The 26,039-nt window shown below is 61.5% G+C and carries 19 protein-coding genes; 9 read left to right on the top strand and 10 right to left on the bottom strand.

The window, feature by feature from the left end; all coding sequences use genetic code 11:
* Positions 1-462 precede the first annotated feature (462 nt).
* Positions 463-2,298 carry an MFS transporter gene (locus tag VHX65_07845; protein ID HEX3998445.1) on the bottom strand — a complete coding sequence of 612 codons (1,836 nt, stop codon included), beginning with the start codon at positions 2,296-2,298 and terminating at the stop codon, positions 463-465.
* Between the two features lie 351 nt (positions 2,299-2,649).
* Between VHX65_07845 and bioB the strand changes: the two genes are divergently transcribed.
* A complete protein-coding gene (bioB, locus tag VHX65_07850) occupies positions 2,650-3,642 on the top strand; it encodes a biotin synthase BioB (protein HEX3998446.1) in 993 nt (330 codons plus the stop codon).
* Positions 3,643-3,964: 322 nt separating this feature from the next.
* A complete protein-coding gene (locus VHX65_07855) occupies positions 3,965-5,656 on the top strand; it encodes a tetratricopeptide repeat protein (protein HEX3998447.1) in 1,692 nt (563 codons plus the stop codon).
* Between the two features lie 342 nt (positions 5,657-5,998).
* Here VHX65_07855 and VHX65_07860 read toward each other — a convergent pair whose 3' ends face one another.
* Positions 5,999-6,844: a shikimate dehydrogenase gene (locus VHX65_07860; protein HEX3998448.1), complete on the bottom strand. Its 846-nt coding sequence runs from the start codon at positions 6,842-6,844 to the stop codon at positions 5,999-6,001.
* A gap of 572 nt (positions 6,845-7,416) precedes the next feature.
* Here VHX65_07860 and VHX65_07865 point away from each other — a divergent pair.
* Positions 7,417-8,076 (top strand): hypothetical protein, encoded by a 660-nt coding sequence (locus VHX65_07865; GenBank protein ID HEX3998449.1) that lies wholly within the window; start codon positions 7,417-7,419, stop codon positions 8,074-8,076.
* 46 nt (positions 8,077-8,122) lie between these two features.
* On the opposite strand, the gene VHX65_07870 is transcribed toward VHX65_07865, so the two are convergent.
* The 4 genes from VHX65_07870 to VHX65_07885 all read right to left on the bottom strand — a co-directional run bounded on the left by VHX65_07870 (position 8,123) and on the right by VHX65_07885 (position 15,416).
* Complete coding sequence (locus VHX65_07870) at positions 8,123-8,929, bottom strand: class I SAM-dependent methyltransferase (protein HEX3998450.1); 807 nt, start codon at positions 8,927-8,929, stop codon at positions 8,123-8,125.
* Between the two features lie 93 nt (positions 8,930-9,022).
* The gene (locus VHX65_07875; GenBank protein HEX3998451.1) at positions 9,023-11,362 is read right to left on the bottom strand and encodes an MFS transporter; all 2,340 of its coding nucleotides are present in this window, start codon (positions 11,360-11,362) and stop codon (positions 9,023-9,025) included.
* A 379-nt stretch (positions 11,363-11,741) separates the two neighbouring features.
* Positions 11,742-14,303, bottom strand: coding sequence for a sodium-translocating pyrophosphatase (locus VHX65_07880; protein ID HEX3998452.1), 2,562 nt, complete (start codon positions 14,301-14,303; stop codon positions 11,742-11,744).
* A 324-nt stretch (positions 14,304-14,627) separates the two neighbouring features.
* Positions 14,628-15,416 carry a CAAX prenyl protease-related protein gene (locus tag VHX65_07885; protein HEX3998453.1) on the bottom strand — a complete coding sequence of 263 codons (789 nt, stop codon included), beginning with the start codon at positions 15,414-15,416 and terminating at the stop codon, positions 14,628-14,630.
* A 329-nt stretch (positions 15,417-15,745) separates the two neighbouring features.
* On the opposite strand from VHX65_07885, the gene VHX65_07890 reads away from it, so the two are divergent.
* A complete protein-coding gene (locus VHX65_07890) occupies positions 15,746-16,390 on the top strand; it encodes a Rieske 2Fe-2S domain-containing protein (GenBank protein HEX3998454.1) in 645 nt (214 codons plus the stop codon).
* 5 nt (positions 16,391-16,395) lie between these two features.
* Positions 16,396-18,285: a cytochrome b N-terminal domain-containing protein gene (locus tag VHX65_07895; GenBank protein HEX3998455.1), complete on the top strand. Its 1,890-nt coding sequence runs from the start codon at positions 16,396-16,398 to the stop codon at positions 18,283-18,285.
* A gap of 37 nt (positions 18,286-18,322) precedes the next feature.
* On the opposite strand, the gene VHX65_07900 is transcribed toward VHX65_07895, so the two are convergent.
* The 3 genes from VHX65_07900 to VHX65_07910 form a co-directional block, all read right to left on the bottom strand.
* Positions 18,323-18,802: an LURP-one-related family protein gene (locus VHX65_07900; protein ID HEX3998456.1), complete on the bottom strand. Its 480-nt coding sequence runs from the start codon at positions 18,800-18,802 to the stop codon at positions 18,323-18,325.
* Between the two features lie 103 nt (positions 18,803-18,905).
* Complete coding sequence (locus VHX65_07905; GenBank protein ID HEX3998457.1) at positions 18,906-19,073, bottom strand: hypothetical protein; 168 nt, start codon at positions 19,071-19,073, stop codon at positions 18,906-18,908.
* 188 nt (positions 19,074-19,261) lie between these two features.
* Entirely contained in the window at positions 19,262-20,083 is an 822-nt protein-coding gene (locus tag VHX65_07910) for a phage Gp37/Gp68 family protein (GenBank protein HEX3998458.1), read from the bottom strand.
* A gap of 594 nt (positions 20,084-20,677) precedes the next feature.
* Here VHX65_07910 and VHX65_07915 point away from each other — a divergent pair.
* On the top strand, positions 20,678-22,147 hold the full coding sequence (locus VHX65_07915) for an SHD1 domain-containing protein (GenBank protein ID HEX3998459.1): 1,470 nt from the start codon (positions 20,678-20,680) through the stop codon (positions 22,145-22,147).
* A gap of 486 nt (positions 22,148-22,633) precedes the next feature.
* Entirely contained in the window at positions 22,634-23,173 is a 540-nt protein-coding gene (locus VHX65_07920) for a type 1 glutamine amidotransferase domain-containing protein (protein HEX3998460.1), read from the top strand.
* Positions 23,174-23,300: 127 nt separating this feature from the next.
* On the opposite strand, the gene VHX65_07925 is transcribed toward VHX65_07920, so the two are convergent.
* Entirely contained in the window at positions 23,301-23,756 is a 456-nt protein-coding gene (locus tag VHX65_07925) for a hypothetical protein (GenBank protein ID HEX3998461.1), read from the bottom strand.
* Positions 23,757-24,248: 492 nt separating this feature from the next.
* Between VHX65_07925 and VHX65_07930 the strand changes: the two genes are divergently transcribed.
* Complete coding sequence (locus VHX65_07930) at positions 24,249-25,511, top strand: sialidase family protein (GenBank protein ID HEX3998462.1); 1,263 nt, start codon at positions 24,249-24,251, stop codon at positions 25,509-25,511.
* Between the two features lie 271 nt (positions 25,512-25,782).
* Positions 25,783-26,039 (top strand): hypothetical protein (locus tag VHX65_07935; GenBank protein HEX3998463.1); only part of this gene is annotated, 257 nt, incomplete at its 3' end.

Below are 26,039 nucleotides of genomic sequence, written 5' to 3' on the forward strand. Positions count from 1 at the left end.
CGTGCCTTGCCCGCCATGGCCAACTCCTGCCAAAATGACCGAAACAATCCGTGTCATCGCCGGGGAGCGCAAATCTCGTGCCAGACTAATGGATTCGCGAAATTGGGTGGCGCAAATGTCGTGCCGAACAGTATTGGGACAGGCGCATATTATGGGCAAGATGAGAACGTGCGCCTGGTTCGGTATCTTGGAGGGAAAAAGGGGGTCAGAAGTTCTGACCCTCTTCCGCGTTGCATCGCGCGAGACGCGCGCGGTAATTTCTCGCGGGGGCTCTTAAATGGGGCGTGAAAACGGGATGGGTCGATATTGGCAAAATGGGTGGGTTGTTTGCTGCTCGTTTCTCGACGTCGGATGCCGCTCGCACGTGACTTCGCGGCGCCGCGACGTCGCGGGCCGGAAATCAAATGCAGCAGACGCGACACCGTGCCTCATCCCTCGTGCCTCGTCCCTCGTCCCTCGCCCTTATTCCGGCAGCGGCTGTCCTTTCGTTTCCGGCAGAAATGGCAGCACCGCCAAGCCTACCAGGAAGATCGAGCACATGCTCAAGCCGGCGCCGCGGAGCGGTTCGGCGGCGTCTTTGAAGGCCACGCTGGTGAGTTGGCCGAGCACAAGCGGCCCGCTGCACGCCACGAACCGGCCCACGTTGTAGCAAAACGACGTGCCCGTGCTCCGCAGCCGAGTGGGAAACAATTCGGGGAAATAAACCGCGTATCCGCCGAACAGCGACAACTGGCAAAAGCCCATGATCGGCACCAGCCAGAACACGTCGCGAAACAACGTCACTGAGCCGATTGTTATTGTTGCTGAACTTGTGAAGGCGAAGGCCGAGGCCGTGCTGAACATCGCGGCCAGGAAGCACAGGGCGAACGTCGGCCTGCGCCCGAGCCATTGCGCAACGTAGCTGAACAAATAAACGCCCAAGCACGCCCCGCAGTTGAACATGATCGACGAAATGCCGGCCCATAACATCAGCCGCCATGACAATTGTTTCGAGCGTTCGACGATTCGATCGATCTGCTCGTGAATCTCTTTGTCGCTCGGCTGGTTCGCGCCGGCGGTCGAAGTGCCTTGGCCGAGCTTTCCGCTTAAATACTCTTCGCGACGCTTGTGCTCTTTCGCCGTTTGAGCCGTGCGGCCATGTTCGAGGTCCGCCTTGTCGAGGTGCTCCAAAACCGCCGCGATCGACACCGGCTTATTGCCCCGGTGGAGTTCGCGCGCGGCTGAATAGAGCAGGCTCGCTCCCTTCGGATCCGCTTCCGCGCCGATCAGATCGGCCGGCTGAATCTTGTCTTTGAAGGCATCGATCGACTTTGAATCGGAGATGAGATCGATTTTCGAGGGGTCGGCCACGAGTGCGGCAACCAATCGCCGGTCGGCCTGATCGTCGCCCGCGGTGCGGGCCTGGTTCTTGTAGTAGTTCTGAAAAATCTCGCGATTCAAATCGAAGCTGTAAAAGCCGATCGCCCACAGCCCAATGACCCCCGAGGCGGCCAGCACCATCCCGCCCAACGCTCGCCGCCGCCAGCGCGGATCGCCGAAGAGTTCGCGATACGAGCCGAGCGATTTATGGTCGGCCGTGCCGCCGGCGACTTTCGTCCAGCGCTCGGGTTCTTTCAACCGCCGACGAATCAGCAGGGCCAGCAAGGCCGGAATCATCCCCACCAAAAACATCAATCGCCAAGCCGTCAATCGCGTGCCAAACACATCCCAGCCGGACCATTGGACGCTAAAGAGCGTGATCCCGATCACGGCCGCGGAGACATTCCCCACGGCCGAGAGGGCTTGCAACAAACCGAGCGCGAACGGCCGGGCCCGCTCGGGCATGACCTCGGCCACGAGCGCCACGCCGACGGCAAACTCGCCCCCGACGCCCAGCCCGGTGAGAAAGCGAAACAGTGCGAAATCCCAAAACGTAACGGAAAACGCGCTCAGCCCCGTGCAGATCGAATAGAGCAGGATCGTCAGCAGCATGGTTCGGGCCCGGCCGATCCGATCGCCGAGCACGCCGAACGCCAATCCGCCGCTGGCCCAACCGATGAGAAACACGCTCGTGGCGATCGTGCTCCATTGCGTCGGATCGCGGCCGGTGCCGGCCAGGAGTTCGCGCATCGCCGGCATGCGGGCCAGGATAAACAATTGCTGATCGAGGCAATCGAACATCCATCCCAGCGAGGCCACAAGCAGCACAAACCAATGGTAGCGCGTCAGAAGCCGATACCAGGGCTTGCCGAGATCATCGGCAGAAAGGGGGCCCGGAGACGAATAAGGATTTGCCGGCCCGCCAAGGAATTCCGCCATCGAGCAGCTCCACGAAAGCCATTCCGCCGAATGCAAAACTGACATCTTACGTTCGCCGCGGCACATGTGCCACCGGTGTTGCCGTGCTCCCAACCAGCGACCGCCGCCTTTCCGCGGATCCCCGGCTACTGTCGGGACGGTCGATTTCGGCTTGCCGAACGGCCCGTGGCAGGATACTTATGGCATTGCTGTCGACCGACGAACAGCAGTGGGGCCTAGGCGAAAAGACTCGCGGGCCGGTTTTCTCGAGATGGTTTTAACATGATTCAGACGCACGCGACCGATTCGCCCCTCTTCGTTTCGTCTGAGCCAACGCACTCGCCCGAAACACTGCAACGCGAGCCCGATTGGATGGCCGTTGCCGAGCGTGTGTTGGCTGGCGGAGCCGTCGAGCCGAATGAAGCGCTGGAAATGCTGCGTTCGCCCGAGGAACAGTTGCTGGCGCTGTTAGCGGCGGCGTATCGAGTGCGGCGGCGCTATTTCGGCAACCGCGTGCAGTTGTATTTCTTGATGAACGCCAAGAGCGGGCTGTGCCCCGAGGATTGCGGCTATTGCTCGCAATCAAAGGTGTCCGAGGCCGAGATACCGCGCTACAACTTGCTCACCGAGGCTCGGCTCATGGCGGGGGCCCGGGCGGCGGCCGAGCGCAAAGCGGCGACCTATTGCCTCGTGATTTCCGCGCGTGGGCCGACGGAGCGCGAAATCGACGCGGTGGCGCAGATCGTGCCGAAGATCAAGGCCGAGTTTGGCCTCAATGTGTGTGCATGCCTTGGCCTGTTGACGCCGGAGCAGGCCCAGCGGCTGAAAGATTGCGGCGTCGACAAAGTGAACCACAACCTGAATACCAGCCGGCGGTTCTATCCCGAAATTTGCTCGACCCATACGTATCAAGACCGGATCGACACGTTGCGCGCCGTTCGGCAAGCGGGGCTCGAGTTGTGCAGCGGCGGAATCCTGGGGATGGGCGAAACCGACGACGACGTCGTGGCGATGGCTTTCGAGCTGCGCGAATTGGGCGTCGAATCGATTCCGCTGAATTTCTTAAACCCCATCGACGGCACACCGCTGGCCGGCTCGCACCGTCTCACGCCGCGCTATTGCCTCAAGGCCTTGGCGATGATGCGGCTGGTCAACCCGCGCAGCGAATTGCGAATCGCCGGCGGCCGCGAAATGCATCTCGGCAGCCTGCAGCCGCTCGGCCTGTACGCCGCCAATTCGATCTTCGTCGGCGACTATCTCACCACCAAGGGCCAACTTCCCGAGGCCGATTATCGCATGATCGAAGAAATGGGTTTTGTAGTAGCGAAGGACGAAGTGCTACCCGCGCGCCAAAACGCAAATTGACGCGCGTGGCCATCACCTGCGTACCAATAAAGGTGGTCAGCGGGCTCGGTTGGCGTTGCCGAATCACTTGAGCGATCGCATTTTGCGGAGATTCCTTGATGTCGCTGGTCGACGCGCACAGTTTCGAGAATGGGAGTTGCCATTTCCGGGAAAATCGACGCTCCCTTCGCCCCAATAGATCCGCCGGTGATTGCGATCATGCGACCATCTCTCGATCCACGGGCCGCCTGTTCTACCCGTCCGCGGGCGATGATATGATGGATCCGGGGGCCGCGTCGACGGGAGGTGGGGGCGTTTACGGTTGTTCGTGGTGGGGAACACTATGCGTTTACGCGGCGGGCTGGCGATCTTCTTCGCGATTGCATCGATTCTGGCCGGCTGCTCTCATGCTCCGACGGGCGAAGCGCCGAAGCCGCCCGATGCGACGACGTTCTACGCCGCCGGCAAGGAACTTTTGAACCAGCATCATCCCGATAAGGCGATTCCGCAATTCGACAAGGCGATCGAAATCAATCTAAGCTATGCCGATGCATATTACTCGCGCGGGCTGGCCCGATTGCAGACCGGCGATCCGAATGGCGCATTGAAGGATTTCAACAAAGTCGTCGAGATTAGTCCCAAGCGGGCCGACGCCTATTTCCAGATCGGCCGGTTGTTTTTCGCCGGTGGGCAAACCGATCCCGCGCTTGCCAACTTAAGCCATGCCGTCGAGTTGGATCCCCATCTGGCCGAAGCTTACGTCGATCTCGGCACGATCCAGCAAGCGCTCGGGCTGTCCACCGAGGCAAAGGCGAATTTCGACAAGGCGATCGCTACGGATGCCAACTGTGTGTCGGCCTTTGTCGGCCGGGGGTCGCTCGAGCGCGCCGGCGGCGATTCGCCGGCAGCGATGTCCGACTTCAACAAGGCCATCGATTTGGATCCGAAAAATGCCGTCGGCTTCTGCCAGCGCGGACAGCTTTACGATGAGCAGCAAAAATTCCAGCGTGCTATCGACGATTTCGATAGCGCGTTGAAAGCCGACGATAAGTTTGCCGCCGCCTATGCCGACCGCGGCTTGGTTCGGTTGAACGAGCCGGAGCCCGATTTCAAAGGGGCCATCGCCGACTTCGATCAGGCCCTCAAGCTCGATCCTAAATTGGCCGTGGCCTACGACGGTCGCGGCTACTCCCGCTTCAAAAACACCGGCGAGGTGCAGCCGGTGCGGGCCGACTACGACAAAGCCATCGAACTCGATCCGAAACTGGCCTCGGCCTACAACCACCGCGGCAATCTCTATCACGATCTGGGTGCCGCCTATCGCAATGCCGATCTCGAAAGGATGGCGATCGCCGACTACGACAAAGCGATCAAGATCGACGACGGATCGGCCGACGCCCGCGCCACGCAACTCTACTCGACCTATTCCAACCGCGGTTTGGCCAAGTACGAATTGCACGACTACGACGGGGCGATTGCCGACTACACGCTTGCCATCAAACATATGCCGAACCAATTCGGCATCTTCTTCAACCGGGCCATGGCCTACCGCGACAAGGGCGACTACACCGCCGCGCTTGCGGATTTCGATCGCGTCGTACGACTGAATTCAACGATGGCCGAGGCGTATGCAAATCGGGGCGAGACGCTCGTAAAGGCACACAAGTCGGAAGCAGCCATCGCCGATTTTTCCCGCGCCGTCGAACTCAATCCGAAAATGGTCAACGCCTTCATGGATCGCGGCCAAGCGCATGCGTCCCGGCATGAATGGCAACCGGCTAACGAAGATTTTTCGCAAGCGATCAAATTGGCCCCCCGAGCCGCGCAGGCGTATATGAATCGCGGCCTGGTGCGCATTCTGCAGATGCAAGATGTCGAAGCTCAACAGGATTTCGACACCGCACTAAAACTCGATCCGCAGCTCAAGCCCAATCTCGACCGCCGCGCTGCCGCAGCCCATGCCCAACTCGCAAAACGAATTGCCGACCAGCACGCCAAAGCGGCAGGCATCCCGCCAAGAGCCAGCGGGAAATAGCAATGTCTGTCAGCGGCCTTCCTCGCTGACGCTTCGGGCTAGTGTTGGCGACACAAGCCCGAAGCGTTAGCGAGGATGAACGCCGCTGGACCGTCCACCCCCGCCGCCGCTCAAGCGTATGCCAACCGCAACCGCCTTTTGCCAGTGTTGAACCGCTGCATGATGAACGACGGCGATGAACGACGGCGGCGAGCGTTCGGCGATGCAAACCCAAACAACGCTCGCACTGGCAGACTGCGCTTGCCAGTGGCACACGGGCCCCGCAAGAAATGGCGGCATCTGTCAGCGGCCTTCCTCGCTGACGCTTCGGGCTTGTGTTGGCGAAATGCGACGACAGCAGCGTTAGATTCCCAAGAATTCTTCCGCCGCTTCGCGCATTGCGGTCGTGTCGCAATCGAGGCCGGTCCAGATTCGAAATCCGATCGCGGCCTGATTGATCAGCATCCCCAGGCCGTCGAGCGTCTGGCAGCCTTGCTGGGCCGCTTCGCGCAATAGCCGCGTGTTGGGCGGACTCACCACGACGTCGGCCACGATCAGCCCCGGCCGTAGCGAATCGAGTGCGACCGGCACTCGGGCTTGCGCATCGCCCATGCCGATCGAGGTGGCATTGATGAGCACTTCGATTTCGCTGGGAAGCGAAAAATCTCCGTGCCAGGCAACATACCGCGCGGGCACGCGCACCTGCTCGGAAACGAGCGAGGCCAGTTGCTCGCCGCGGCCGGGATCGCGATTGACGACCAGAATCTGAGCGGCTCCGGCAATCGCTAATTCGACGGCGATGGCCCGGGCTGCTCCGCCGGCCCCCAAGAGGGCAAACCGCCGGCCGGCGGGATCGATCCGTGAGCGGAGGCTCTGCAAAAAACCTTTGCCGTCGGTGTTGTCGCCGACCAGGCGATGGTCTTGCCGCCACCAGCAATTCACCGCTCCCATAAGCCGGGCCGCTTCGGTGAGTTGGTCCAGAAGCGGCAGCACGGCCACCTTGTGCGGCATGGTGAAATTGCCGCCGCGAAAGCCCATCGACCGCATGCCGCGTACGGCTTCGGCGAGGTTCTCAGGCGCGACTTCGAGCGTCAGATAGCGCCAATCCAGCCCGAGCCGGGAAAACGCCCGTTCGACCATGTATTGCGTCGGGTTTCCCGCGACGGGATAGCCCAGCAGGGCGACAATTTCCTGGAGTGGGCTGTGCATGGCCGTATCTTGGCCGAGAGCGGGGGCGTTTGCAATGGCGGGCTAGCATGGCAACACAAGCCCGAAGCGTTAGCGAGGATGAACGCCGCTGGCCCGTCCATCCCCGCCGCCGCTTGCCGATGCCATGGCCGATGCCATGGTCGATGCCATGGCCGATGCCATGGTCGACAAAATCGATATGGGAACGTCTGTCAGCGGCCTTCCTCGCTGACGCTTCGGGCTAGTGTTGGCGACACAAGCCCGAAGCGTCTGGCTGTTCGATTTGTGGAGCGGTTAGAATGACGCCTATGAACCAATCGCCGTTCGATCTTCCGACACAATTGCTGCCGACCGCGCAACAGCCGGGCCAGTCCCCACGCCGCCCCGAGGAGATGTCGAGCGGGATGCTGCTTGGGTTTGCCATTGCGATTGTTGTCGTGGTGGTCGGCGTGGCGATGTTCGCATTAAGCGCAGGTCGGTTTCGGATGCCTCCCCTTCTCGAAACGACGTTTGTCGCATGGTTGAGCGCCGGCTTGGGGCTGCTGACTGTTTGGCTCGGATTAGGCGGTGGGCGAATCTACGTTCGGCTACTGGTGGTCGGCATCGTGCTTTCGTTGGCGTTTCTCTTCTTGAGCCAGGGACACTGGGAGGCAAGCGTATTTGCCGACCTGTCACTATTCGTCGTCGCTACCGCGATGCCGTTTGGTGCGATGTATATCTTCGGCCTCCGTTTGACCAATACAGCAGGTACCCGGAAGCCGGTGGATGGCGACGTTGAATCTCGCCTCAACCAGTTTTCGCTACGCCAATTGTTTGGCTGGATAGGGGCCTGCGCGCTCGTGGCCGGCGTCGCGCGGTTTGCGAACGTCGAGTGGCGGGATTGGGCTAGCTTTACTGTTTTTGGCGGTGCGTTTTCTTTGGTCGCCGTCGGAGCAAGCCTGGCTGCTCTGTTGCCGGGCCGAAGTGAGACGGTCCTTCTGCGACTTTTTCTGCTCGGCGTTTCGACGATTGCCGTTGTGGGTGGATTCGCGATTCTGGAACTTGGCCGATTCGCAAACGTCGGAGACGTTATGTACATCGCATTCATGGGGCTGGAACACACCGCCTTGATAACCATCGCGCTGCTGCTCTACCGCCGAATCGGCTACCGGCTCGAGCGCCAACGCAGCACTGGCAGACTGCGCTTGCCGGTGGCACACGAAGCAGTGGCACACGACGCAGTGGCACACGACGCAACTACACCACGCGATTAGTCATTCGTGCTTCGTCATTCGTCATTCTTTCGACATTCGTGCTTCGTCATTCGTCATTTCCCTCGGGCGTCCAGAGATTGCCGGACGGCGACGCGGCGGTCTGTCCGACACGACGGGCTTTGATGCGCACGTACGGGGCGACGTATTGGCTGCGATGACCGAATGTTGCTTGTGCCGCTTTCGCTTCGGCGTGCAGCGGCTCCAAGAGGTCTTCGATCACGAAGCCCGCGCGGCATAGGCCGCCCAATAGTTCTTCCCAGCGGTGCAGGAATTCGAGCGTGCCCGGCTCGCGGTGCGGGCTTCCTTCCACCGGCGGCAGCGGGCCGGTGCGGTAATATGGCTCGATCAATTCATAACCGGTGGGCGATGGGCGGATGTCGGCCTGCAAGCTGGCCGGCTGCTTGTGTTGGCTGATATACAATCTGCCGCCGATCGTAACGCGAGCCACCTCGCGGTATACGGCCAGCACATCCGGCACATAGCATGTGCTCACCGGATGCACGACAAGATCGAAGCTGGCCGGCGCGAACATGCTCAAATCATCCATCGACGCTTCAACGGTGCGGATTGCCAAGTTTCTTTCGGCGGCGACCTGCCGATCGAGGGCCAGCATTTCCGGGCTGAGATCGACCACCGTCACCGTCGCGCCGAGCGCGGCATAGAGCGCGGCCTGCTTGCCGCCGCCGGCCGCGAGGCAAAGCACGCGCAGGCCCGCGACGCCGCCGTCGAGCCATCCGGCGCCGTCGACCGCCGCAAACGGGTTGGCGAAATCGGCATCGTCGACCGGCCGCGTAAAACGTTGGCGGCGGCGGACCAAGGCGTCCCAAGCACGGCGGTTGTGGTCGTGAGGCATGGATAGGGGGAGGGGCGAGGGGCGACGGGCGAGGGACGAGGGGCGAGGAAGAAGCGGCAGCACGCGCGAAACCGCAAGCGAGTGGTTGGCTGACTAGCGAGCGCGGAGTTCTGCCGTCTGTTCGCTCGCCCGTCGCCCCTCGCCCCTCGCCCCTAATTCTCCGATTGAGGCGCGGATTTCGGCGGTCGTCGATTCCGGCGGCAGCGGCTTGCCAATTCGCACGAGGGCCCGCTCGCGGCCGGCGGGGTGTGTCGACGGGTCGTCCCAAAGCGGATCGCAAAAAACCGGCAGCACGGTCGAGGGAATTCGCGCCTGAAGGCTCTCATACAGATCGTCGGCCGAGCCAGCCTGCGTGGCCGAAATCGGGCCGGCAAAGGCGTGTTGCGAAATCGGTCCATCGAGCGTCATGGCAACGAGGTACCCCGCGACGAGCGTGTCGACGCCGGCCCCCACGAGCTGGTGCCAATCCGCCTCGGACGCAGCCTCCGGCGTGGAAACGAGCAAGCCTAACCGCCGGGCGAGCGATTCCAACCGTGCGATTCCAGGAAGGATCGCGCCGGCCGGAGGCTCCGGTCGCAAATAGCAGGCCCGCCGATCGATGGCCGACATGACGTAGATCCATGCGTCGGTTTCGTGGCAATTGGTGGCCAGAATCACGTGCCCCTCGCCCGGCACATTCGCCAATCCGACGGTGTGCAAATGCCGCCGCCGCGGAAGCTGGAACCAGGAGATGGTTCGCAGTAAAAAGTCGGGCCGTTGCCGGCACAGCAGATAGAGGATGGCAAGCGTAATCAAGCTCGCCGCCAGGAAAAGCATCCGCGGAATCTGCGTCGCCTGCTGAAGCTGCAAGACGAAATCGTGAAGCTTGCCGGGCGATTGCGCGACATCGTCGGCCGTCAGATTCATGCCAAAAATCTTCTGCAAGCCGAACGTGATGAAATAGAACACCCCGACCGCGACCAGCCCGCCGGTGACATTCAAGAAATTGCTCAGGGCGACGAGGTTTCCCTTGCTTTCCTTCGGCGCGCGATGCTGCAACAGCGTGTAGAGCGGAACGATATAAAGCCCCGCCCCCATGCCGACGGCCACCAAGATGCCGCGCGTGATCCACTTTGCCGCATGCGGAAACAGCGCCGTTCCGGTGATGTAGGCCAGTAGCCCCGTGAACAGCACGATCAGGATCGCCCCGAACGGCACGAGCCCCAACTCGATGCGATCGCCCGAGATCATGCCGGCAGTTCCGCAGCCGATGCCGACCCCCAGCGCGATGAAGGCGATCATGATCGCGACGAGGAATTCGGCGTTTCGGGCTTCGATCGGCTGATTGGCCATCGTCGGCTGCGCGGCCGACACGCTTGGCTGGCCGTTGGCTAGGTCGTCGAGCGACACGTCGTCGGCGAAGGAATCGCCGGGCGAAACTCGGCCGGAAGTCAGTTCGTCGAGCAATTCTTCGTCCCAATCGGGCAAGGGCGTGATGCCCGAACGTGCGGACGGGCTCGAACCGCTGCCCGAGTGGTCGGCCCGTTGCGCCGCCACGGTTTGGCGGTAGGTGGTTTGATAATCGAGATAATCCTTGTTCGTTTCGCCTTGAAAGATGAGGATCAGGCGGAAGAAGAGCGTCATGAACGTGAAAAACGCGATGCCGATCGTGGCCAGCACCAGCGGCCGCGAGCGGCGCAAGACGCGCAGATTGTCGCGCACCGGAATCCAGGGATTCCATTCCATCTTGCGGTTCGGATCGGCCGCCGGCAGCCGCGGCATCAACAGCGCCCCGACGGCCCCGAGCAAGGCCAGGCCCAACAGAGACAGCCCCAGAATCCATTCCTGTCCGAGCACCAAAACGCCGCTTTGCGGATCGTAGGTGGAATGGCATTTGATATACACCATCCCGCCGAACACCGTGCCGAGGATATTGCCGGTGAAGCTGCTCCCTTCCAAAATTCCGTTGCCGCGGGAGAGCACCGAGGGGTGCAGAATCTCGGGCATGACGCCGTATTTGGCGGGGATGAAAAACGTGCTGTGCGTTCCCATCAGAAACACGGCGCCGATGAGCATTGCCGCGCTCCAGGAAATCGTCGCAATACTTGCTCCGGCGACGTGCGGCAGCAGAAAGCCGGCAAACACCAGGCCCATGATGCCCACTTCGGCGATCTTCCAGAAGACGATCGTCGTGCGTTTGCTGTATTTGTCAGCCAGCACGCCGGCGAGCGGCGAAAATAGCAAGAAGGGAGCGATGAAGCATGAAGTGACAATCACCGCCAGCAGCTTCACGTCGAGATGCCGCAGGCCCACGTAGCGGACCAACATGTCCACGGCATAGAAGAATGCGACGTAGTGGATCGCCTGATCGTTGAAGCAGGCCAGGAATTGCGCCACGAGCAATCCCACGTAGCTGCGCGATTGGAGCGTGCCTGTGGAAGTGTCGGACGGCATGGATCAAGACCGGTCGGGCGCCGGCGGCGAACGGAGTTTGGCGGGGGTGTGGCCGGCCGGCAATCGCGAATCGAGCGATTCAGGGGTCTCGCCAGCCAAACGGCAATCGCCAGTCCTCAATTCTACGCCATCGCCGCCGCCGCGCCGATGGGCGCATCGGAGGAGCAACCGCGCGAACGAACGCCGGTCCGAGCCCACAGCGCTAGCAAGGAAGTACGGATTATCAATCCTTGCTGGCGTTGCAGGCTCGGCTGCGACGGAAAGAACTCCGCCACGGTTTGCGCTCGACGCGCGAAACTGCAAGCGAGCCAAGGCGCGGTCACGAAAAATCCACGGGCCGATATTGCGGAACCGGCAGTCGCGAGCGTGCGGCCTTCCGTCACGCTGTCTGGTTCATTTCCGGATTTTCGCGCTTCGATTGCCAGACGGCCCAGATCAAGCCGATCGCACACACGGCGACGGCGCCCCAAAACAAGGTGTCGTGCGGTTTGAAAGAGACCGGCAGCACAAGCCCGAGGTTGCCAAGCTTGTCCAAAAGCCGCCCGTCGTAGGGCAAAATCAGCCCGATGATGAGCAGGCTGACCATGTTCATCACTTTGATGAGCGGGTTGATGGCCGGGCCGGCGGTGTCTTTCAGCGGATCGCCGACCGTGTCGCCGGTGACAGACGCTTTGTGTTTTTCGCTGCCCTTGCCGGTGTTGTTTTCCAGGCTGCGCGGCTCGTCTTCGACGGTTTTCTTGGCGTTGTCCCAAGCACCGCCGGCGTTGGCCATGAACACGGCCAGCAATTGGCCCGTAACGATCATGCCCCCCAAGAACCCGGCCAAGGCCACGACTCCCAGGCAGAAGCCGACCAAGATCGGCACGAACAACGCCAATAGCGCCGGGCCGACCAATTCTTTCTGTGCCTCGCCGGTGCAGATGGCTACCACGCGGCCGTAATCCGGCTTTTTGGTGCCGGCCCAAATCGCCTTATCGCGGAACTGGATGCGGCATTCCTTGACGATCAAGAATGCGGCCCGGCCGACGGCACGAATCGTCATCGAGCTGAACAAGAACGGCACGGCGCCGCCGATCAACAGGCCGATGAACAACCGCGGATCGGAGAGCGTCAATTGGTTCGCGATGATTGAATAAACGCCTTCGCTGATCTGTTCGGTTTCTCCCTTACCGCCGGAGCCGACGGAAACGATAAAGCTATTGAACAGCGACACGGCTGCGATCACGGCCGAGCCGATCGCGATTCCCTTAGTGATCGCTTTGGTGGTATTGCCGACGGCGTCGAGATCGGCGAGCGTCTGGCGGGCTTCCTTGTACTTGGCTTCGCCCATCGCTTCCTTGTCGTAGCCCATTTCGCCGATCCCGTTGGCGTTGTCGGCCACCGGGCCGAACACGTCCATCGAAATCGTGTTGCCGGTGAGCGTGAGCATGCCGATGCCGGCCATGGCGACGCCGAAGGCGATAAATGTCGGGCTCGAGCCGGTGAACACCAGCGCACTCGCCAGGATCGCCGCGGCGATAATCAACACCGCCGCCACGCTGCTTTCATAGCCGACGGCAATGCCTTGGATGATGTTCGTGGCATGCCCCGTTTCGCAACTCTTTGCCAGGCTTTTGACGGGGCTATATTCCGTGCCGGTGTAATACTCGGTGCATTTATTAAGGGCCACGGCCAGGATGATGCCGATCAAGCAGGCCCAAGCGGCGCGCATGTCGAGGCCGGTTTGCCCAAGCGTGACCCAGGCGGGCAGGTTGCTGGTTACGTTGTTTGCCGCGTGGCCGACATACGCGATCGCGGCCTGCGGATATTTAGTCAGATAGGTTTCATCGAATCGCAAATACACGAATCCGAGAATGACGAACCCGACGACGCTGATGATCGAGCCGATCACGAACCCACGATTCACGCTCTTCATCGCTTCGCCCGCGGTGCCTTTGTCGCCGCAGCGAACGCTGTAGGTGCTGATGATGCTGGCGATGACGCCGATGGCCCGCACGAGCAACGGGAAGATTACCCCCTTATGGCCGAAGCTGGCGATGCCCAAGATCATCGCGGCCACGATCGTCACTTCGTAACTTTCGAAGATATCGGCCGCCATACCGGCACAATCGCCGACGTTGTCGCCGACGTTGTCGGCAATCGTGGCAGCGTTACGAGGGTCGTCTTCGGGAATATCTTTTTCCACCTTGCCGACGAGATCGGCCCCCACGTCGGCGGCCTTGGTATAGATGCCGCCGCCGACCCGCATGAACAGGGCCAAGAGCGTGCCGCCGAAGCCGAAGCCGAGCAACGCCTCGTAGGCGTGTTCACCGTAAATCAAGAAGATGATCGAGCCGCCGAGCAGGCCCAGGCCGTCGGTGAGCATGCCGGTGATCGTGCCGGTGCGGTAGCCAAGTTGCAGGGCCCGTCCGAAGCTGTCCTGGGCCGCGGCGGCGACCCGCAAATTGCCGATCGTGGCCAACCGCATGCCAATGAACCCGACCGTGGCCGAGAAAGTCGAGCCGACCAGAAACGCAATCGCGCGGCCCCACGAGATTTCGATCGGATTGTCCGACTGGTTCGAAGCCCAATATAAGACGACCGTGATTACGACAATCAGAATACCGACGACGCGAAACTGCTTGAACAGATAGGCGTCGGCCCCTTCACGCACGGCGTGGGCAATCTCTTGCATGCGCGGCGTGCCTTTTGGCGCGCTCTTCACTTGCCCGACGAGTAGCAGGGCGTAGCCAAGCCCCGCCAACGCGATCACCACATTCGCGATCAGGGCGATTTTTTCGCCGATCGAGAAATCGGGGCTGACGAGCGGCGCAAATAGTTGGATAACCTCGTGTCCGCCTTTCGCAGCGCCCGATCCGGCAGGCGTCATTGCTTTGAAACCGGCAGCGGCTAACAGTCCGACGGCGAAAATCATCAGTACGGGCAGAGGCAGCTTTTTCATGGTGAATCGTGGCTAGTGGTGGTGACTAGTGACGGGTTTGGAAAGCTGTCGCGGAATATCGAAATGCTTCGTTGGCCTTCTAGCTTTAAGCCGGTGGCAAGGCAGCCGAAAAACGGGCGAAATGGTTGCCCTGCAACCCTCCCACCCCCTGCCGAGATGCGGAACTCGGTTTGCCGATGCCGCACGGCGAAATTGCGACAAATGGGGCCTCGGAGGCTCGACAGGTGCCATACGGGAAAGGGGTAAGCTACCGGTTCGAAGGAACTTACGCAATAGGTAAGGAATGCGGCGATATGCGGCGCGGCGGTTGGCCCCAGCTTTTCCTCACATCAGCCACCAATTGCCACTCGCAATCACGTATACACCCAGCAGCAGATTGGTTGTCGCGTGGGCGGCAACGCAATCCCACATGTTGCGCGTGCGAAGCATCAACCACGTGATCCCGGAAAACCAAACCGCCGCCGCCAGCGCTTCCTGCGGATGCATCAAAACCGGAACTGCGGTGCCGATCACGATCGCTGTTCGGCTCGCGGCCCCAAACGGCACTGCCCACCAATCCGCGGCCATCGCAAACCGCATCAAAAAGCCTCGCAGGAAAAACTCTTCGATCACCGGCGCCACGACCGCCAGTCCGGCCAATCGGATTGCCAGAAACGTGTACGCCCAAGCGGGCCGGGCCGACAGTTCCGCGAGCGGATCGAACGCGCTGCGTTTGCCCAGGCCGAACTCGAGGCCGAACCGCAGGACCATGACCCGTTGCAACATTGCCAGTCCGATCCAAACCGCGGTGCCCACGACGCCCACCCCAATCGCCAGCTTGTCGACGCGCCACGCAAACTGCCGGTAGCCGGGCCAAATAGCAGCGATCGCGATCAGTGTCAGCCCGATTTTGACGGTATAGATCAGCGGATATGCGCTGTAGGGGATCGCGAGGCCGAAAGTCTTCGATGCCTCGGGCGGCGATTGATCGTGAGCCACTGCCGCCGCGGGCTCGAAACTGCCAACGACCATGAACACCACAAACGGCAGCAGAAACACGAGCCACGGATTGGTGCGGCCCGTCGCGCGGCGATCAGTTGGCAAGTCGGCCAGCATGATTTGCGGAGTGTCCAATGGCTGAAAGCCGGCGAGTCAATCGGGTCGGATTCGGCCTTCCGGAGACTGGCAACGAGCGGATGGGAACCGTTTCGAACGCACGAAGCGGGCGATGCCCATTATGGAAATCCGGTCGTGATTCGGCTAGCCGACGTTGCCTCGCATGCGCTACCCGCATTGTCCAAGCCCTGAACTTGAATGGAGCCCGCAGGCCCACTACCATAGAGGAAGGCTACGCTGTTGCCGCCGACCACTCCCTGCCGCTGCCTGCCACCCCGCCGCAATTCTGGTTGCTTTCGGCACCCGCCCCGAACCATTCCTGCCCGCCTCCGCCCGCTGTGTCTGCAATGCACCGACGAAGCGTTCTCAAGTTGACCAGCGCCGCGTTGGGCGCGGCATGTGCCGCGGCTATTGGCATTCCCGGCGTGAATTATGTCGTCGCCACGGTTCGCCGCAATCGGTCGAAGGCCGAGACGGTGCAATCCGTGATTCGGCTCAAGGATTTGCCCGTTGGCCGGCCCGTGGCGGTGGCGATTCGCGCTCGCGCGCAAGACGCTTGGACGGTCGCCCCGCAACAGGTGGTGGGGCATGTGTGGCTATTGCGGCGGCCCGGCAAATCGCCGGCAGTTGGCCCGAAGGAGGCGGACTCAAAGGCGGCGGTTTCGCCAGCCAAAGTTCCGACGGCGGGCGACGTGCCGCCGGAAGATGTTGACATTGTCGAGGCATTCAGCGCCACGTGCCCGCATCTGGGCTGCAATGTCGTGTATCAGCAAGACAAGCAGCAGTTTCTTTGTCCGTGCCATGGCGGAGCGTTCGATCGGCATGGCCGGATGGTGACGGGCACCGCACTGGGGCACGAAAATCCCGCCCCCCGTGGGTTGGACAAACTCGCTTGTAGCGTGGTGCTCGACGCCATCTCGGGCGAGAAGTGGGTCGAGGTTCGGTATCAGCGATTCCAGCAGGGGGCGACTCGACAAATCGTTGAAGAGTAGCCCCGATGCGCCGATCCCCGCCCGTCGACCCAGCGACCGAAGAAGAAATTGCTCGCACCTCGGCGAAATTGCACGCGCAGCTCGCGCGGCATCGCCAAGAAGCGTCGCTCCTGCGCCGCACATGGAATTGGCTCGATGATCGGGCAGGGCTGCGCGGCTGGTTGCTGCCGATTCGCCGCCGGAGGCTTCCGGGCGGCGCGCGTTGGGAATACAGCACGGCCAGTTGCCTGCTCTGGCTGTTGGTCGTGGAGGTGGTCACCGGATTGCTGCTGATGACCACCTACAGCCCGGGAAGCGCGACCGCCTGGGCGAGCGTGCACTATATCGATCGATCGGCCGGTGGCGGATTTATTCGCGGCGTCCACTATTTCGCTTCGCAGGCGCTGCTGATCCTGTTTGCGGTGCATATGGTGCGCGTGCTGCTGCGGGCGGCGTTTCGCGCGCCGTTCGAATTGATCTGGATTACCGGACTGTTGCTTACCCCGCTCGTGATCGGCCTGGCGGTGACCGGCAATCCACTTTCGGCGAGCATCAAAGGCGCCTCGCAAATCGAGGTCGAGGGGAGCATCATCGGTTCGACGCCGCTCGTGGGTCCGATGCTCAAACGAGCGCTGTTTGGCGGCGAAGACGTCGGGCAGTTGACCTTCACGCATCTTTATTTTCTGCACGTCGCCTTGTTGCCGCTGTTGGTCGGGTTGCTGCTGATCGTCCACATCGCCCAGATTTATCGGCATGGTCTCTCCGCGCCGATGATCCATCCGACGAAAGGCCGGGCGGTGCGATATTGGCCCTATCAGACCGTGCGGAATATGACCGTGCTGGCGATCGTGGTCGGCGTCGTATCCTGGCTGGCCTGGCGATACGGCGCTCCGCTCGACGCACCGGCCGATTCCGAGCTTCCCTACACGCCCCGACCCGAGTGGTATCTGCTGTTTCTCTTCGAATTGCGGCGGCACTTTTCCGGCCAATGGGAATTCGTCGCCACGATTATCTTGCCGCTGCTGACGCTCGGGCTGCTCTTGTCGATGCCACTGATCGATCGCCTTTGCACGGTGCGCACCAGTGCCGTGCTGCGGGTGTTGATCGTGTTCGTCGGCCTTGGCGGTTGGATTGGCCTGACGCTGGCGGCGGTGATGCGAGATCGCAATGATCCCGAGTTTGCCGCGAGCCGAGCTGAATCGGCCCGGCTGGCCAATCGGGCTTGTCAATTGGCCGATCAAAACGGCGTTCCCCCGGAGGGGGCCGCGGCGCTGTTGCGCCGCGACCCGCAAACGCGCGGCCCGATGCTGTTCAAGGCCCATTGCGCCAGTTGCCACGGCTACGGCGAAAACTCGTCGAATGCGTCGAGCAGCGACGCCGCGACCAAAACTTCGGCGCCAGATCTCGCCAACTTTGCCAGCCGCGCTTGGCTGACCGGCATGCTCGATCCGGCCCAGCATGGTGGCCCGCGCTATTTCGGCAACACGAAATTCGCTCACAGCGACATGATCGAAGCGCTAACGGCGATCTGCAAGGAACCCCGCGGCGCCGCCCGATTGGGCGATGCGGCCGTCGCGCTATCGGCCGAAGCCGCATTGCCGTCGCAAGCCGCGGCCGACGCGCAGGATGCCGCGCGAATCGCCACCGGCCGTCAACGGATCGCCGGCAAACTCGGCTGCACCGATTGCCACCGCTTTCACGAACAAGGGGATTTGGGTTCCGCGGCAGATCTGACGGGCTACGGCTCGCGCGATTGGCTGATCGGCATCATCAGCAATCCGGAACACGAGCGGTTTTACGGCAAAAAGCTGAACGACCGCATGCCCGCCTTCGCCGAGAATCCACAATCTCCCGAAGGGAACGTGCTGACCGGCGAGGAAATCGAGCTCCTCGCGAAATGGCTCCGCGGCGAATGACCGCGGCGAGCCGTCGCGGCGCTCCGAGTCCCGCCGTTCAGCGGTGGCTCGCCGCTTCCTGGCAGCGCTCGATGACCACGGCGCAGGCCAGGATCAACACGTCGTCCTGGCCATCGACGATGTCTACGCCATACGTATTCGGTATCGTGAACCAGCTTTCGGAAACTTCCGCAACGGCTTGCTCCGCGCGGGTGAACGTGTAGCGATGGTCGCTGAAATTGCCACGGGCTTCGAGATCGTCGGGGCCGTGCTCGTCGTCGACGCTGAAGCGGTGGCCGAACAGCGTGAACAGCGCTTCCTTCACCACGGCGCGGAGCTGGCCGGCGTGATAGATTTCGTAGGCCGGGCCCCAGGTGAGCAACTTCTTTTGCACGACCGCCAATTCGTTGCCCTGCATGTCTTCGAAGATCAGCCGATCGCGCAAGGAAAGGACTTTTCCATCGACGAAGAATGCGTCGTTGCCGTCGGCGTCTTTGATCGTGAAATCCGCGCCGAGCGAAAACAGCTTCTTTCTCATGACGTAGCGCATGGCGTTGCCCCCCCGGCAATGAGCCGCAAATTCGCTCGATGACGACCCGAAGTTTGCCGGGCACAGCCGGGGTTGTCAACTTCAAGAGCGACTACGACGGCAAATCGCGCGGCGGGATCTTGCTCGACCAAAGCGGGTAGTCGATTCCCGCCAGCCGGTTCACCGCCAAAGCTTGGACCACTATTAGGCAGACCGCGATTTCAATGGCGCAGACGTGGAGCGGAGCGGTGATTCTTGCGTTGAATTCGCCGCGAGGCATGCGGTGGATTCCTGTTTGGCGATGCGGCGAATCCGGCCGGGAATCACCGCAGACAATGCGGTGATCCTTTGAGGTGCGTCCGCCAGCGTCGTGGCCGGCCGCAACCTCTCCCCGCTGCGGCGCAAGACAAGCTACCGGCTCGGAGAACCGGAAAACGTCAGGCCGTAAACGGAGCATTGCCTTCGAATTCAGCGAACCGTCAAGTCGCCGCCGGCCACGGCATTCCAAGTCGGCAGGGCGTCGATCAACGCGCGGCGATCCTCCCGCGATAGGATCGGCCGGGCGCTGCGGTTCGGCATTTCATCGAACGTGTGGCCATTTAGCTCGCGGCCGGTCGTCGATTTCCGCACGCCACCCCACTGCTTGAAGAAGAAGGGCACACCCGCCACACGACACTGGCGCAAGATTCGGTCGACCCAAGCTTCATCGATTCGTCGCGCGCCGGCCCCGCTTTCGCCCCCGACGATGACCCAATGAATTCCGGCGAGGTCGAGCTCTCCCAAGTCTTCCAACAGCGGCTCGATCGATAGAAACCGCACCGCGGCGGGCCCTTGCCGCAGATGCTCGATCCGCGGCAGGCCATAGTCGCGATCCTCGACGCTCACGCCCCACCAAATGTGGTCGAGCTTCGCCGCAAACGAAAACTTCCCCGACAGCAGATCACGCAACCGCTCGGAGCGCTTCGTGAGCACCTGATACGTGTGCCAGTTCGCAAGCTCCATCACGCGCACGACCCGCTCGATGTAATCATCGGGCACGCTCTCGTGAAACAGATCGCTCATCGAATTGACGAACACGCTCTTGGGCGACGACCAGCGCAGCGGCTCGGCGAGCTTGTCGGGAACCAACCGCAAATCGAAGCCCTGCTGGTAGGGATGGCCCGGCACGCCGCGAAATCGCTCGGCAAATGTTTCGGCATAACAATGCTTGCAGCCGGGACTGATCTTCGTGCATCCCCGCACCGGATTCCAAGTCGCATCGGTCCACTCGATCGTCGATTTCTCGCTCATTGAATCAATCGCGAATAATAGGCTGTGTTGCCGAATTCGAACGGGTAAACGCCGGCTCACTCAAATTCATTTTATACACAGAATGGGTTGGCGTTTCGGACGGCCATCCTCGCTAACGCTTCGGGCCAGTGTGCGTGCGGTTGAACGAATATTTGCCCGAAGCGTCAGCGCGACAGCGCCCACCCCGATCGTGCACATGAGCCGCTTGAGCACTGTTCGATCCGCAGACAGACACGATTAACATAGACTCAGGCTCGGCCGAAAATAACGTTCTTCACAGATCCCCTCCCTTTGCGGGAGAGGGCAGGGGGAGGGGTTCGAAGGGCGGAAGTTATTTTTCGGCCGAGCCTCAGAGGATGTGAAAGAATGGGACGGGCACCTCGGGGAAACCATTTTTTCGGGGTTTTTTCGACCGGGTTCGGAGCCAGTCGCCATTCTTTCATAAGCTCTCAGGGCGCCAGCGGAAATCGCGCGGCAAATTTGTCTTTGCCTCTCATTTTTCATCTAACAAGCGGCTGCTAGACTAGCCGGCATGGAAACTGCACTCCTTGTTTGCCCGCTTTTTCTGGCATTCGACCAACGGAAGGGCCGTGTATGCGTTTTCTTGTCGCCGTAGCGATCACCGCGCTTTTGTCGGTCCTTTCGGCTGTCTGCTTCGCGGCCCCGCTCGTGCCGCCCGCGGCCCCCGTGGTTCACGTGTGGACCGACGCGACGGGACGATTCCGTACCGAGGCGATCCTGGTGGGAGGCGATCGCTCGCAGGTGCAGTTGAAAAAGGTCCATGGCTCGCTGATCACCGTTCCCTTGAAAAACCTGAGCTCCGACGACCAGCAGTTCGCGCTCGCTTCGTTGCGGCTAGACGGAGCCGCGAGTCGCGCCGCAAATGATCAAGCTGCAAGCGACATCACAGCAAAAGAAGTTACAGCAAAGAAGCCTATATTGCCGGATCTCTCGGCGGCGAAGACCGAATCTCCGCCCTCCGATTGGCTTGGCGGGATCAAGTCGGGCTTGGCCTCGGTCGCAATGCCTTCGCTGGGCGATGCCAACGCGATGGCGGCCGCCGAACGCTTGCTTAGCACGTCGGGTCCGTCGATGCCGGAAAACATGATCTACGTGCGCCTTTCCCGGCCCTTTCTCGAACGAACTGTTTATGAGCAAGTTTCGGATAGCGAACCGGTGAACGAAACCGTGCTGGGCTCCCGAGTGGGCGGCACTTCGACGACCACCGGGACGACCGAATTCGAGCTGGAGCCAAGCGATCGATCCGGTCTGGCCGAGATTCGGCTCTTCGGCAGCACGACCTACGACACCGTCGCCGACGCAGGCCCGATCCAAGTGTTTACCAGCGGCGTGACCCGGTTTGCCTCGGCGAAAGCAATCCGGATCGATGGGAACGGAATCGCGCTTGGCCCGGCGGTGACGAACGCCGAAACCTCCTCGACGGTCAAAGGAGTCAGCACGTCGCTACGCGGCCTGCGCGGGCGGATCGCCTTGCGCATCGGCGCGCGGCGGGCCGGCGAAAGCCGGCAGGAAGCTGCAGTCATTACGTCTCGGAATACCGCGGGACACATCAATCAACGATTCGATCGCTCGGCGAGCGAGCGCGTGGCGGATTTTTGGACCACGGTCAACACGCAGTTGGCCGCCTTGCCGCCCGATTGCCTGCTGCGGAAATGCTGCTGGCAGGCAAGCACCACGAAAGACGCGTTGCAGATCGTGATCATGGCGCCCCCGGCGGAAAAGTATCCTCGCGTGCCGCCCCCCGCAGCAACGGCCGGCGAGGCGGAAGTGGAAGTGCAGGTGCACGTGGCGCTAGTGCGCTATGCGATCGCAAACGACGCCTTGCAACGCTTCATGCAGCCCGTGGCGGTGCGGTTGGCCGCACTCGAGCATTCCACCGGGCGAAATGAACAGATTGGTCGTCCGGGAATGAATTGGTCGAAAGACGGCACTTGGCTCACAATGAGCTGGCCCGCTGGCGGCCGCGCCCCTACCAGGCCGCAACAGCCCCCTGTGCAGCCGTCGCCATCGCGCGAGCCCGTGCTTGCCAGCCAATCGCGTTAGCAGTTTCTTGTCCGGAAAATCTGACGGCTAATCGCCTAACCAGCATATTGCCTCGTGTAAATGGTAACCACAGAGCCATAGCGTCCTTTCAATCAAAGTAGCAGGAACACTCCGTGTGCCGTTGGCACTGCTCTGTGCGCAACGCCTCGAGGTGCGCCGCCGGCACACGGGGAGCGTGTGAAAAAATGGGGCTGGCTCCGAGCCCGCTTGATGAAACAGCGGCAAAAACGCCCGTCCTGAGGGCGGCTGGTTCCAGGCCCTACACGAGCCGATGGCATTCGAGCGACCACTTTGGCCGCTGACGGAGCTGGTTTGCAACGCCATTTGGATATGGCTGCGCAGGCGAAGTTTGCGATTGGCCGAAAAATTCGGCCTCAAGCGATCCGTCGTCCCACGGCAGGCGCCGCTACCATCTTTCCCGCGGCTGTGCTAAAAGAAATGCGGTCCCGATACCGCTTTTCTTGTTCTTGCCCGGGAGTTCTCCACATGTCGCTCGAAGGTCGGCGGTTCCTGATGTTCGTCGACGACCTATATGAGGACCTCGAACTGTGGTATCCGCGGCTCCGGCTCACCGAAGCGGGCGGCCGGGTCACCGTTGCCGGGCTTGTCGAGGGACATGTCTACCATGGCAAGCACACTTATCCCTGCACGGCCGATGCGCCGATTAGCCAGATGGAAGCGTCCGAGTTCGAAGGGGTGGTTATCCCCGGCGGCTTCATGCCCGACCGGCTCCGCCGCGAACCGCGCGTGTTGCGATTGGTGCGCGACTTCGCCGAAGATGGCAAGCTCGTGGCGGCGATCTGTCACGGCGGCTGGATTCCGGTTTCCGCCGGTGTGTACAAAGGGGTTCGCGTTACCGGTTCGCCGGGGATCAAAGACGATCTGATTAATGCCGGCGGAGAATGGCACGACGCGCCGGTCGTCATCGACCGCCATTTCGTCTCCAGCCGCAAGCCCGACGACCTGCCCGACTTCTGCCGCGGAATTCTGAAGGTGATGGCAAAATCGAAACAAGACAAGGCGTGAGCCGAGGCAATTCGAGGCTCGCGACCGTGCGCGGCAAGGCATCCACGGGCGCAAAGAAAAAGGGCACATCCTTGTGCCCGTTTCGATTGTTCGACCAGTTGGCCAAGTCGGTGACAAGCGTGCGCGCTTATTTCGCCGGAGGGGCCGGCACTGCGTTTGGTCCGACCGGAGCCGGCGCGGTGGAGCTTGGCGCGGCTGGGGGAGCCGTCTTGCTGGCCGGCGCTTTGCCGTGATGCCTTGATTCGGCCATCAATTCCTTGAGCTTTTCCTGCTGCTCGGGCGTGAGCACGGCCTTGATTTGTGCGCTTTCGTCGGCCTCGAGCTTCGCAAGCTGCTGGTGCAAGGTCTTGATCTGGGGAGCAAATTCGGCCTGGATGGCGTAAATCTTTTCCTTTTGCTGCGTATCGACGGGAAGCTTGGCATAGAACGGCGGGAGCCGGCCTTTGAGCTTCGTTGGAGTCGTGGTGCTCGTCGCAGTCTTGGCCGGGGGGGCGTCCGGCGTCTTGGTATCGTCTGCCCCGCGCGCCGCCATCGGCAGCACCGTCGCCGCCGCCAGAAGCGCAGCTAACCAACCGCGTTTCATAAAACCTCCTTCAGCAATAATGAGATTGTGCAACTGACCCCCACCGGAGCCCTTTCGTTCGCAATCTAATCCACGCTAGCGTCGAAATCAAATATTTTCGGCCGATTTTTTTGCCGCTGCAACGACGTTCACTACCTGCGAAGCTTGAGCCTGAAAGGCTCATTCCGCCAGCCCAGGGCGGAGCCGCGTGAGCGGCGCCGCCCTGGGAACGTGGTACGACGCGTTGTCCGGCCCTGAAAAGGCCGTTCACAATTCGCGGCGTCTTATTGAACCGCCCTTTCAGCGCCGACGCGTCGTGCGGGCCGTTGTCCCAGGCCTCCACCGCTTGCGCGGCTGCGGCCTGGGCTGATAGAATCGGCCTTGCAGGCCGAGACGTTTCACGTTGCCTCGGGGTGAATATTATGGGTAACCGTAAGCGCAACGACGTGAGCACGGCACCCATCGCTCGATTACCGCAATTGAATCCGCAATTCTAACTAGGAGACAATCGGGATGTTCCATTGGCGAATATCTGCCGGTGCGCTTCGTGCTGTCGCGTGTGTGGGAACGCTGCTTGTCGCAATTCATGCCCGGGCCGCCGAGCCGCTATTGGTGAAAAGCGATCTGTTCGAGGCGGGTAAGGAAGGGCACAAGCTATATCGGATTCCGGGAATTGTGGTCACCGCCAAGGGGACGGTGCTCGCTTATTGCGAAGGGCGAAAACACAGCGGGCTGGATTGGGACGATATCGAAATCATGCTCCGCCGCAGCACCGATGGCGGCCAGAGCTGGTCGGCGCCGATCGTGCTGCCCAAGCCGGCCGGCAGGTTCGAGCGGAATCCGGCCGCCGTGGCCAAGAAACTGGCCCGCGATGGCGAAATCACGCTGAATAATCCCGTGGCGATCGCCGATCGCGGCGGCGCGGTCCATTTTCTCTACTGCGTCGACTACGGTCGCTGCTTCTATTTGCGCAGCGACGACGACGGCCTGACGTTCAGCCAGCCGGTGGAAATCACGAAGACGTTCGAGCAGTTCCGCAAGGACTATAACTGCCGGGTGTTCGCCACAGGGCCGGCGCACGGCATCCAGTTGAAGAACGCTCGGCTCGTGGTTCCGGTTTGGCTCTCGACAGGGACCGGCGGCAATGCCCATCGTCCGTCGGCGGTGGCCACCATCTTTAGCGACGATAGTGGAAAGACATGGCAGCGCGGCGACATCGTGGCCGGCGAGACCGATCCGCTTACCAATCCGAACGAAACGGTGGTCGCCCAGCTTGCCGATGGCCGCGTGATGCTCAATATGCGCAGTGAATCCAAAGAGCATCGGCGGGCCGTGTCGATCAGCCCCGATGGAGCGACGCACTGGAGCCGGCCCGTCTTCGACGAACAACTCAAGGAACCGATTTGCATGGCGAGCCTATGCCGATTGAGCGACCAAAAAACGTCGGACCGAAATCGCTTGCTCTTCGCCAATCCCGACAATCCGGACGGGGCCGGGAAAAACGAGTCGCCGGGCCGCATGCACTATCGCAAGAATCTGACCGTGAAGCTCAGCTACGACGAAGGACAGACGTGGCCCGTGGCGCGCGTGCTCGAGCCCGGCACCAGCGGCTATAGCGACTTGGCCGTCGGCCCCCACGGCACGATCTATTGCTTTTTTGAACGCGGGAGCACCACCGGGCGGGATCAGTTTTCGACCCACGCGCTGACGCTCGCGAGATTCAATCTCGAATGGCTGTCGGCGGGAAAAGATCGGCTGCCAAAAAAGCCGGAATGAACGGACCTAAAGCGCTCGGGAGGTTGGAGGTCTTCTTCGGCGGCCCGACTCTGAATCACAGAGGTGGAAAAGAGGTGGAAAAGGGGAGAGAGGTGGAAAAGGGGACATTCTAGAATGGCACGAAGTTAAACGTAACCTGTTTCATGCCACATGCATCGCTGGCTGCTAGCAAACGGCGGTCGCCGCATGCTAGCGACGGGCTGGCGCAAACGCAGGCCTCCGGCGAGAATGGGGTTAGTCACAACTCCACACTCGACCAGGAGGCCCACGCATGTTCGACAATATCTCCCATGCCCTGCACCAAATCAAGTCGGACGTCGCACGCACACTCGAAGCCGCGATGATCGTGCGCCTTTGCACGGAACTCGGTCATCATTGGCGCGAGCGCGAGTTGAATCCAGTCGCTACGGTGCATGGCTTTCTCCTGCAAGTGTTGCATGGCAATACGGCCTGCAACCATGTTCCGCATCTGATGGGCAAGTCGATCAGCGGCGAAGCTTACGGACAAGCGCGGGCTCGATTGCCCTT

The sequence above is a fragment of the Pirellulales bacterium genome (genome assembly GCA_036267355.1).
GTDB lineage: Bacteria > Planctomycetota > Planctomycetia > Pirellulales > DATAWG01 > DATAWG01.